Annotated in this window: 7 protein-coding genes and 1 pseudogene; 2 read left to right on the top strand and 6 right to left on the bottom strand. The window is 44.5% G+C overall.

Going from position 1 to position 10,867, the window contains the following annotated elements:
- The 4 genes and pseudogenes from L1D55_RS14670 to L1D55_RS14655 all read right to left on the bottom strand — a co-directional run.
- Positions 1 to 186: pseudogene (locus L1D55_RS14670) on the bottom strand (helix-turn-helix domain containing protein); the annotation flags it as partial.
- A gap of 106 nt (positions 187 to 292) precedes the next feature.
- The gene (locus L1D55_RS14665) at positions 293 to 1,009 is read right to left on the bottom strand and encodes a 3'-5' exonuclease (protein WP_239917939.1); all 717 of its coding nucleotides are present in this window, start codon (positions 1,007 to 1,009) and stop codon (positions 293 to 295) included.
- On the bottom strand, positions 1,009 to 2,871 hold the full coding sequence (locus L1D55_RS14660) for a DUF294 nucleotidyltransferase-like domain-containing protein (RefSeq protein ID WP_239917938.1): 1,863 nt from the start codon (positions 2,869 to 2,871) through the stop codon (positions 1,009 to 1,011). Before L1D55_RS14660 ends, L1D55_RS14665 begins: the two co-directional genes overlap by 1 nt.
- Before the next feature lie 216 nt (positions 2,872 to 3,087).
- Complete coding sequence (locus tag L1D55_RS14655) at positions 3,088 to 3,807, bottom strand: FadR/GntR family transcriptional regulator (RefSeq protein WP_128160224.1); 720 nt, start codon at positions 3,805 to 3,807, stop codon at positions 3,088 to 3,090.
- Between the two features lie 457 nt (positions 3,808 to 4,264).
- On the opposite strand from L1D55_RS14655, the gene L1D55_RS14650 reads away from it, so the two are divergent.
- A complete protein-coding gene (locus L1D55_RS14650) occupies positions 4,265 to 4,987 on the top strand; it encodes a FadR/GntR family transcriptional regulator (RefSeq protein WP_008223436.1) in 723 nt (240 codons plus the stop codon).
- A 139-nt stretch (positions 4,988 to 5,126) separates the two neighbouring features.
- A complete protein-coding gene (locus tag L1D55_RS14645; protein WP_345772784.1) occupies positions 5,127 to 6,485 on the top strand; it encodes an MATE family efflux transporter in 1,359 nt (452 codons plus the stop codon).
- 598 nt (positions 6,486 to 7,083) lie between these two features.
- On the opposite strand, the gene L1D55_RS14640 is transcribed toward L1D55_RS14645, so the two are convergent.
- Both L1D55_RS14640 and L1D55_RS14635 read right to left on the bottom strand, forming a co-directional pair.
- Positions 7,084 to 7,965 carry an NAD(P)-dependent oxidoreductase gene (locus L1D55_RS14640; RefSeq protein WP_048659511.1) on the bottom strand — a complete coding sequence of 294 codons (882 nt, stop codon included), beginning with the start codon at positions 7,963 to 7,965 and terminating at the stop codon, positions 7,084 to 7,086.
- Between the two features lie 746 nt (positions 7,966 to 8,711).
- Complete coding sequence (locus L1D55_RS14635) at positions 8,712 to 10,865, bottom strand: heparinase II/III family protein (protein WP_239917937.1); 2,154 nt, start codon at positions 10,863 to 10,865, stop codon at positions 8,712 to 8,714.
- Positions 10,866 to 10,867: the final 2 nt, after the last annotated feature.

The raw sequence follows: 10,867 nt of genomic DNA, 5'->3' as shown, positions 1-10,867 counted from the left end.
TGTCTGAGCAGTAGCCGCATGGTTAGTTGGCAAAAATGAATCAGTACCATGAATGGCAAAGACTTGAGCCCAATACCGTATCTGTCTTGAAGAAATTGAATATTGTTTTGCTAAGTAGAGAGATGACGTGCCATCTAAGTATTGCTTAGCAATGATACATTTTAGCTCTCGGCTATATTTGGACATAAAAAGACCCCCAATAATTGGTGTCCAACTATTGGGGGTCAGTTCATTAATTGCTGGCTTTTTTTATAGGTATCGATGTCGCTTTTTATGAGTAAATTATATGGCGCTAGTGGCTAATACGATACAAAAAGGCCAATGTCACTTCATCGTTGGGGACCACACGCTTCTGCTGGGCCAAAAACAGTTCGGCGGTTGAGACTGCATCTGCCAACGCATTATGACTATTGTATTCAGGAAGCCCGTACCTTTCTCGTGTCCCAGCTAACGTTAGGTCCACCTCTTCGTGATTACTGATCGCTTTCTCCATACTCTTTTCAATACATAAGGTATCTAGCCAGAGTAAAGGCAGCGCTCTTAAACCGTAGCTGCGAAGTAAGTATTGACTAATAAACTTCTCTTCTACCACACAGGCGTGCGCGACAATGATCTTGCCTTTTGCGGCTTCAAAGAATGTAAGCATAGCATCATGAATTGACGCGCCCTCTTCCAGCATTTGAGGAGTAATATGATTGATTACCGCCGTTTCTGCATTAATCTGAGAATCGTTATTGAGGTAGATATGCTTGGCCGAAGCTAAATCAATTCGCCCTTTAACCACATCGACCCATCCCATGGACAAGATAAGATCTTGTTCGCTGTCTAAGCCCGTGGTTTCAAGATCCAATACAATGTAATCGCTGTCTTTGGCTAAATCTGTCATTTCAGGGCAAGGCTGTTCAACAAGATCGTGCAACGCTTGTGGCAATTTAACCGTATTCAAATACTGCTTACGCTTGCGTTTGATACGCTCAAGTGGATGAAAATAGTTTAACAAGGCTTTCATTAACGCCCTCCGAAACGGATTTTCGCGGCTTCTTGAAGATCCGCGATGATCCTGAAAGCATCTTTTAAGTGCTTGCGTTCAAAGCTACCAAAACTATCTGGATTGATGTTGTTATCTGGTACTTCTCCGTTTTTCAACGCTTCAAGCTGATGACCAAATCGGAAAGAGAGAATGAACTGATACGCACCAAGAATGTTCTTAAAGGCATCATCACTGAGCATCCCTTTCTCATTAGCAGCAGCAAAACGCTCATCCGTTGCCGATAGGTCACACTCAACAGCAAGCCCGTAAATGCGTGCCAAATCGATAATAAGATTGATTGCGTACTTCTTCACATTGAGCGTTTTTTTATTTTCACCCGACTTCTCAAGTACCAAGCTATTGAAAATACCCAAAGGCGGATTCGTGTTAACCGCATCTTTGACTAAAGTGCTCAAAAACTCACGATTGCTGCGAATATTCGAATGAAGTTCATCACGTAAAATGCCTTCAAATTCGCTATTGCCATAAATAGTACGAATCTCTAGGAACACACTAATATTGAGCAAGCGCTCATACTCTGGGTTAGCCACCCACTTCTTGTAGTAGTGCTTCCACACGCTTAGTGGCTGACACCATTTTGGAGTTGCCGCCATGAACTTACCCGGACACAGCGGGTAATCACAACTGGCTAGTCCATTGGTCACCATCATGGCTAAGTGCTTGAAGTAAATACGATCGCTATCGGTCGCATCGTCTGCCAATACAATCGCACTGTCTTGATCCGACAACATATGGACTTCATTCCGCGCATGAGAACCTGCCACTATCCAAGAGAAATCACACGGTGGCGGGCCCAACTTATCAATCGCTATCTGGATTAAACGACGCGTGTAGGCATCCATAATCATGGTCATTACCTTGCCGACCGTTTCTGGTGCTACCTTACCTTCCACCAGCGCTTCAAAGATCGCTTGTCGCTCTGAAGTGAAAGACGACATAGTTTTCACACTGCCCGCATATTTGATTTTCTCAATCAAGAAGATCGCCTGAACACGGTGGTTTTGCACTAAGTGGGATGTCGTTAGAAGCCCAACCACCTTGTTCTCTTTTACTACCGGTAGGTTTCGGATATTAAATTGCATCATGATAGATGCCGCATGCAGCACTAAGTCGTCTGGTTTTACAGTAAGTGGGGAGTGTGTCATCACCTCAGAAATCAGGCTATCAGTGCTTACGCCATGGGCGATGACTCGCTTAGTCATATCGCGATCTGTGATTAGGCCAACGATGGTATCGTCTTGATAGATCACCGCGCAAGGAGACCGTTGATGGAGCATCTCTACTGCTACAGATTGAATCGTCTGTTCGGCCTTAACAACCGCTACCTGCCCGCTTGCTACCTCTTCAACTCGACGGATGAACAAGCCTTTCTCTTTATTCGACCACACCACATCAAGTGCAGATTTCAAGCGCACCTGAGCTTGTGAAGCAAAATGTTCAGCACAACTTGGAAACGATTTGAACAAGGTTTGGAGCGCAGAATGCGGGATAACATAGAGCAACGTATTTTCTATCGCTACAGCTCTATAGCCCTTTTCATCGTTGACTTCTGAATCTAAGAACGTAAAACCAAATAGGTCCTCACTACCCAAACGCGCACGCAGCACCCCATCAGACTTTCTCTGCTCCATCGACCCCATACGAATGATATAGAGAGATTTCTCCTTACCTGATTCGCACAGATTCACCACATCTCCTTTACCGAGATAAGTAATCTGAACATTAGCGGCTAGCTCACGAAGTGCTTCTTTGGGTATTTTGTCGAATGGGTCAATTTGCCCAATGAATTGAAGAATGTTTGGCAATAAAGAATGGGGCATGGTCACACTCGCACAGATTTAATTAGTATTATTATATAACTTAAAGGTGCGATTGCGAGTAGATTTTTACGCTCATTGTGAGAACGGAGCAACAAACATTACATGATGATGCGATAGATGGTCACCAGTGATTAAAACGAGGTTTTTAGATACAAAAAAAGCACGCGAGATGCGTGCTTTTGGAAAGAAAATCAGAGCACATAATGTGCAAATAGACTAGCTTGTTGCAGCCAGTCGGTGGTTTGATTCTTGTAAATGACTCGCTGACGCTTGACGCGCTTTATCGCTGTTTCCAGCCATAATTGCTTCGTAAATTGCACGGTGCTCGTTGATACATGTACTTCCTTCTTCCGAAGAGTGCGCAATAAAGTTAACAAACATCGTTGTTAAAATATTGCCAAACGGTAAGTAGAAGTCATTACCTGTTGCATTGAAAATCAAGCTATGGAACTTAGTATCGATATCTAACCAACGCTCTTTATCAAGCGTTTCTTCACTAGAAATCTCAACCATTTCTTGGAAGATTTCTGATAATTCAATACGTTGCTCCGCCGTTGCAAAAGTCGCAGCTAATGCACAAGCCTCTGGCTCGATCGCACGACGCAAGCCTAAGAATTGATGACAAAACTGGTCTGTGTCAGCTAAGCCGTCCATCCATTCAATAAGCTGAGGATCTAGAAAGTTCCAGAATGCACGGTCAACAACACGTGTACCAATCTTAGGACGAGATTCTAGCAGACCTTTTGAAGTCAGAAGCTTAACCGCTTCTCGTAATGCTGTTCTACTAATGCCAAACTGCTCACACAGAGCCATCTCGCCAGGAATAATGGACCCTTGAGGTAAATCACCCGACAAGATACCACGAGCGATTTCACGTGCAACTTGCACATGAAGGCTTCGCTTAGAGCCTGAAATAGAATTAAAAGTGCCTGCCATGTGTTTAATTACTTATTTGATATGTATTATTTAAATCGCACTATAGCACTGAAAGTATAATGCACCAAATCAAGTCGTAAATTACGTGAACTCCCTTATAGTCTCTGGCTTTTCCGCTCTTAGCCACTTCACTCTAACTAAATCACATCCGAATAACACACGATTAATGCATACAAATGGTTCTTATTACGCCCACCAATTCTATGCGAGTTGTCACAAAACAGTCCTTAATCATCCCATAAAGCACACTCACACAGCATTTTGACCTTAATCCGCTTGAACAGAAAACATGCTATTGTATTATTTATTGAATTAAGTATGAGGTACAGGTGTCGTTACAAAGCGACAAGGCGGACCATAATGAACAAAATCACTGCCTTCACTAACAACGTCTAACAAGCACCTAGGCCGAGTATTTCCCGACTTCTATATTAAAACATCAGCCTCAGGTGGTTATATGGCTATATTTTCATTGGTGGAAGATTCAAGCCGCCGAATTCATGTTCAAGTCGCCCGACAAATCGCGCGAAAGATCCTATCTGGTGAGATAAAGGAAAACGAAAAGCTACCCAGCGAGATAGAATTATGTGAAGTTTTCGGTGTCAGCCGAACGGCACTAAGAGAATCGACCAAGCTACTGTCAGCAAAGGGGCTTATCGAGTCCAAACCCAAAGTCGGTACCCATATAAAGCCGCGCTCTCATTGGCACTTCCTAGACCCTCAATTACTCTATTGGATTCAAGACCTAGAAGACACTAAACCCTTTCTGTCTCAATTCCTTGGTCTAAGAAAAGCCATTGATCCAGAAGCATGTGCACTGGCTGCAACTAATGCGACCGTAGAGCAACGCAAAGAACTGTCTATTCTGTTTCAGAAAATGACCCTAGCGGCTAACAGCTTTGATTATGAAGAATGGACAACCAACGATCACTTGTTTCATCAAACTATTTTCTTATCAACAGGGAATCAGTTTTACATACCGTTCGCCAATATTTTATCGACGATCTTTAAGCAGTTTATCGATCATTCTGCAGTAGGTGGACGCTTTTGTTTAGAAGAACACAAAGCGATTTACGACGCGATCATGTCTGGCAATGCAAAACAGGCACGTATTGCATCAGCCATTCTACTTGATGATGAAAACCAAATGCTTTCAAGAGCTTCACTGGCAAGCGCGTAACATGGACACACATAATTCTGACGCCACTTATTCAACCTCTGATGGCCGATAGCATCACTTAACCAGAGTGTACTAGTAGTCCGGTACACTCATTTACCTTTACCCATTACACTCTCGCTGAATCAACAAGGTATAGCTTGTGTCTTCCAAATCGTACGTTAGAAAGAACTTTTCGTTAGCTTGGCCCTTAGCCTTAAACGCCCTCTTGATGCAGTCGATGTTGATGATCGACACGCTATTGGTCTCACCGCTTGGTGAAATTCCTCTTGCGGCCATGGGCATCGCCACCACCATTATCGCGTTTGTGTTGGGCATTCAAATGGCGTTGGCAAATGGTACACAGCTAGTTCTTAGCCGCGCGGTTGGATCTGGAATCACATCTTCGTTATCCAAAGCATTTTGGGCTGGTCTGTTCATCAACTTAGCCGTCGCATCCATGTTTTGGTTGCTGCTTACCTTTTTTGAACAACCTTTGATTCAAGCCTTAACCGACGACAAATCGCTGCATCTTGAAATCAGTCACTATTTGAATATATCCAAATACCTCGTGATTTTTACAGCGTTAACTCAGGTAGTCATTGCCCTCTTTAACGGATTGGGCAGAACCAAGGTTCCGTTTAAAGGTTACTTAATTGAGTTACCAATTAACGCAGTGCTCTCTTATGTTCTGATACATGGCTTCTCGAACTTTGACGGTATTGGTGTACAAGGTGCTGCGCTGGGCAGCCTTATCGCGATCATTATTCGACTTATCTACCTAGCGCTCTGTGTGCATTACGATTCATCGGTGTCACTTAAATTAGACACTGAAAAGTCCGAGTTCATCACTAACATCCGTCGTCACTTCATTGAGATATTTCCAGTCGCCGCCAATGTCACCATGCTGTCTATCGGTGCGACGATCTATCAATTACTGTACTCACAGCTCAACATCAATGCTTATGTAGCAATCACCTTGGTCATGCCATGGCTACGCGCAGGAACCCAATTTATCACCGCCTGGGCCCACTCTTCAGCCATTACCATTAGCCAAGCGATAGGCTCCAAAAAAATGGATGATTTGGCCAAAAATGTGGACACCAGTATTGATGTTGCTGTCGGAATTTCCGTTGTTTGCGCACTGATGTTTGCAGGCTTAAGCTTCGTCATTGGTGACATTTACCCCGACCTTGATGCATCGACCTATCACGCACTCGCGGTAATCGCGCCTCTTTATATATTCTTACCAATAGTACGTGGTTACAACACCGTTCATGGCCATGTATTGAGAGCCTTAGGACATACCACCGACGTATTCAAAATCAACTTCACAGGCCAATGGGTTATCTCAATTCCTTTGTGTGCTCTCATCATTTTGGGTTTTGATGGTTCGATTTTTTGGGCGTTTGCAATTCAACCTTTCGAAGAAATAATCAAAGCGCTGCCGTTTAGGCACCTCGCTCGTAAATCTTTGCGAGAGTTCAACGCCAGTAAAGCCGATAAATTAATGTACGATTAAACGCTCAAGTAAGTTGTCGCAACAAGCCACGTTTGTCCTTTACACGATAGATGTGGCGATTGGCGTTCAGCGTCCTCCCCTATCTTTCCTCTCTCACCACGCCATACCAACACATTCGATGAGCCAGCTAGCAGTCATATTCGGTTAACCGTTTTGTTAGATAGTGGCTGACTTGCCTTCATCAATGGACTGTAGGTAGCACTCAATCTAATAGCCTCGCTTCAGAGCGAACGATGCCCTTCGCAGATAGTCTGGCAGACTCGTTCCTATACCTTGCCCCTGATAACAACAAAGCCACTTAGAAACCAGAACATCGATACAACTCTCCCCCTCCAACACCATTCACACAGCCAAACCATTCGAAAATCGTTACATACTAACCACTGGTAAAAGCTGTGCCTCGCGAAAGCTATCGCTCACAAAAACAATCACACACGAAAGGAGCCATATTCGAAGTCAGTTACATAAAAATAGACCAGATACTAAAAAGCCCACTCAAATGAGTGGGCTTGTTCTAATAATCTTGGGGCTAGCGTTGGTGAATTACTAATCAGATCAAAAACTCTTAGACCTAACTGACACCATTAACGCCTTGAGCCTACTTCTCTAATTTAGCGAAGTAATCGAAGATAACTGGCACGTCGTTTTGACCAAGACCAGCATCAACAGCAGCTTGTAGGCTCTTAGAAGTACCTTCGGCAATTAGAGATTCAGTACCTAGGTCCGAAACCATCTCTAGGAAGTAACCAAGGTCTTTGTTCGCATTTGCAACAGAGAAACCTAGCTTCTCTTCACCGTCTACCGCGTAGAACTTACAGAACTGCATGAACGGAGAGTTAGACGGGCCTGCAGACATAATGTCAAACAGTTGTTGACCATCAACACCAGCGCGTTGAGCGACAGCAAAAGCTTGAGACATAGTAGCAACCGTTGTCATGCCCATGAAGTTGTTCACAAGCTTAGTCACGTGACCAGAACCTAAAGCACCTAGGTGGAATACGTTTTCGCCTTGCTCATCAAGAACAGGCTTAACTTTGTTGAAAGTATCCATGTCACCCGCAGCCATGATGTTCAACAGACCATCTTTAGCGTGTGCTGGAGTGCGACCTAGAGGCGCATCGATCATGCCTGCGCCTTTAGCTGCTAGATCTTCACCAATCTTACGAGTAGATGCTGGAATTGACGTACCGAAGTCAACAACAACTGCGCCTTCTTTGATACCCGCTAGAACACCATCTTCACCGTAAACAATTTTCTCGACAACAGCTGAAGTTGTTAGACAGAACTGAACGATGTCACTTGCAGCTGCAAGCTCTTTTGCTGAAGTGAACGCTGTAGCATTACCACGATCTGTAACGCGAGCCATAGCTTCTTCACTTAGATCCATTACGTTTACGTGGTAACCACGAGTTTGTAAGTTCTCAACCATGTTTCCGCCCATAAGACCTAGGCCAATGAAACCAATTACAGGTTTAGTCATGCTTAACTCCAAATATGTTATTGTATGATTATATACTCATTATAGTAACTAGCCACAGCTCTTAAGGCAACCGTTTTAGAGCTCCTATTAGTGATCCAGCGCATGAATTTCATATACGAATACCACCATAAATCAGGGAATCGACTTGATATAATCCACGGCGATAGGTTTTGCCCTGCAACGATCAAACAAATCGATAGTTACTCCGCTAACCCCCTTATACATTCAACCTTAGCGTATAGACTATGTATCTATAGTAGCCATGGATGACAAGCTGTCTTTGGCTAATCTGATACGTTGAAATCCATTTAGATGAAGCTAATTTCAAAAGCGAAACACAACCTCTCACTCTAGTATTTCACTAGTTCGTCAAGGTTCTAGTATTCATGTTCAATACTAAGATAGCCACCAATTGTATTACTTATTGGCTTTTACTACGTCATCACCATGTCATAGATAGAATAAGTATAGGCTCTGATAAACGACACTTGCTGTGTGCTCCCCGGGCGCGGACTCCAAGCTCACGCTATCTAACACGTATCCTTGCAGCGAAACTCACGTACAAAAAAACCGAGCAACTCGTAACGAGCTGCTCGGTTTGACTTATTTCCGATATTCTTTGTCATCGACATAAATTTCAGCTTCAAAAGTGTCATTACTTTTTAAAACTGAAAATGACATGGCACTTCGTTCCCGCAAAGCACCACATCAACACATACCATGATCAAATGATATGTGTAGACCATTTACAGTTGAGCAAATGATCCTTCCCACGAGTATGTCTCACCAGCGAACTCAACAGTATGAGTCGCTTGCTGTGCGTCTTCAGCTTGGTTTGAAATACCGTAGTGGTAAGTGTTGCCAGACGTCGTTTGAATGCACACAACAGTCCCGACACTGTTATGACCTACAACAGACACTGACTTAACTAGCCCACGAGCACCTACAGAGGCTTCAATAGACTCGTTAAAGTAACCGTGCGTTTCCAATACAGAAGCAAACACATGGTTTTGACCAGACTGACGTAAGATAAGCGCAGGCTCACTCTTAAGATTGAAGTCTGGATCGTTAGCACCAGTGCGAGCAAAGATAACTTCACTGCCCGCATTAGCGCTGGTTACTAGGCTGTAGTAACTGCTGTCATGCAGCCAGCTTACTAAAGAGCCCTCTTCATTCACTTTACCTGAAGCCACGTTCCAAAGGTGTTGGTAACCGTTGTCTTCGCCAAGTGGCTTAAGCGTGCTTTCAACCTTGTAATCGAAGTCAGTACGGATGATTTGGCCAGAGTGGTGGACTGGTAGGTCGTACTGGTGCTCAGCATCTGCTTCGATACGGTACACATCAATCACTAGCGGCTTTTCAAATTCAGGAAGCTCAGCAAGAATGACACTACGCTGCATATCTACACCTGTGTAGTACTCAGAGATTGTGCCGCTCATGCCTTGTAGAGACTGATCGTCTGCCACAAAGAAGTGCTTCTGACCAAACTTAGATTCAGCCAGGGCCGTGTCGAAGTTGTTTTGAGTTTTTTGGTCAACTGTTACTGTGTTGTGTGCCACAGTCTGCTTGCAGTAAGACTTGTTCTCTGGGATGTAACGACCGCCAAATTTAGGCTCAACGTTTACCCAGCGACCAAAGCCGTAATCGTGCAGTACTTCGTGACCGCGGTTGAACACGCTTAGGTGTAGGCCATCGTAGTGACCGTGGTCTAGCGCAGAGTGGTATTGGTGGTCGCTGCCGTGCTGACCAAACCAGATTAACGCCATTGTGTCGTCATCTTGCTCATCACGGTGACGAAGGATGCTCACGCCGCCTTTCTCACCTTCTGGGCCGTCAGTCACGAACAGGCTACCCCAGTTGAATGGCTTGATTTCGTCGGCCGCTTCAACCGCGTTTGATAGTGTTTTACCTGAGATATGAACCCATACGTCTTGCTGGTGATCAGCCATGCCCAGTAGCGTTTCAGTTTGCTCGTAGCGGTGGTAACACACAGATGTTGCCATGATCACGCCTTCATCGTTGATAGAAATCGTCTTCGATGAATCGTTCAGTGCTGGTAGCGTACCGTCTGGGAATGCCGTCTTAAATACCGCGTAAGAAGTTGTCTTGATTACTGAATCGTTGAATTCGTAAATACCAAGCTCAGGTTGACGACGCTCGATTGCCTCTGCGAACAAGTAAATTGGACGCAGTGAGAAACGGTGGTAGTACGGACCTTCCATGTAGTAGCCGTCTGGCGAGAACAGTTGGTCTAGCTGAGCTAGGAAACCGCCGCTCACTTTGTCTAGCTTAAGGCCGTAAAGTGCTTTATTTACCGATTCTTGATCGTTGATTGCGTAGCCACAGATACCTACAGCAGCTACTGCCCACAGACCGTGGTTGTGTACGATGTCGAAGTCGTGGCCGTATGTTACAACGAACAGCTCGATCATCTGCTTGAATAGGTCGTTTTCAATCAGCGTTTTTTCATCTTCAGAAATCGTGTGGTAAACACAGCTGTATGCGCACGAAGCGTATAGCATCCACATGTTTTCGTTCAGTGTTTGGTGGAAGATCTTACCCGGCGGGTTTGAGTCACGGCTAGTGTTGCTCTCTAGCGATGGGTACACCTTCGCGTAAGCCGTTAGCATATCCACGATGTAGTCACGGTATTTTGTCTCTTCTGTGATAAGGAATAGACGACCCGCTAGATCCATATGGATGTAGTTCTGCTTATGACGGTTATGTTCATAACCGCCGCCCTCGCCGTGTCCCGGAACTTCAATGCCCACTTCTGCCATGTAAGCGTCAGTTTGGTTGATGTCGCGAGTCAGTGCTTTTCCTAATAGGCTATCCTTGCCAAGTTCTTTACGAAGCTCTGCTGCTTCTTCAAAGTTCAGTAAAAGTGGTTGATAGCTCATTC

This window comes from Vibrio sp. Isolate22, assembly GCF_022398115.1.
Classification (GTDB): Bacteria; Pseudomonadota; Gammaproteobacteria; order Enterobacterales; family Vibrionaceae; genus Vibrio.
Note: the sequence above shows the minus strand (reverse complement) of the source record. Positions and strands in the feature narration are given on the sequence as shown.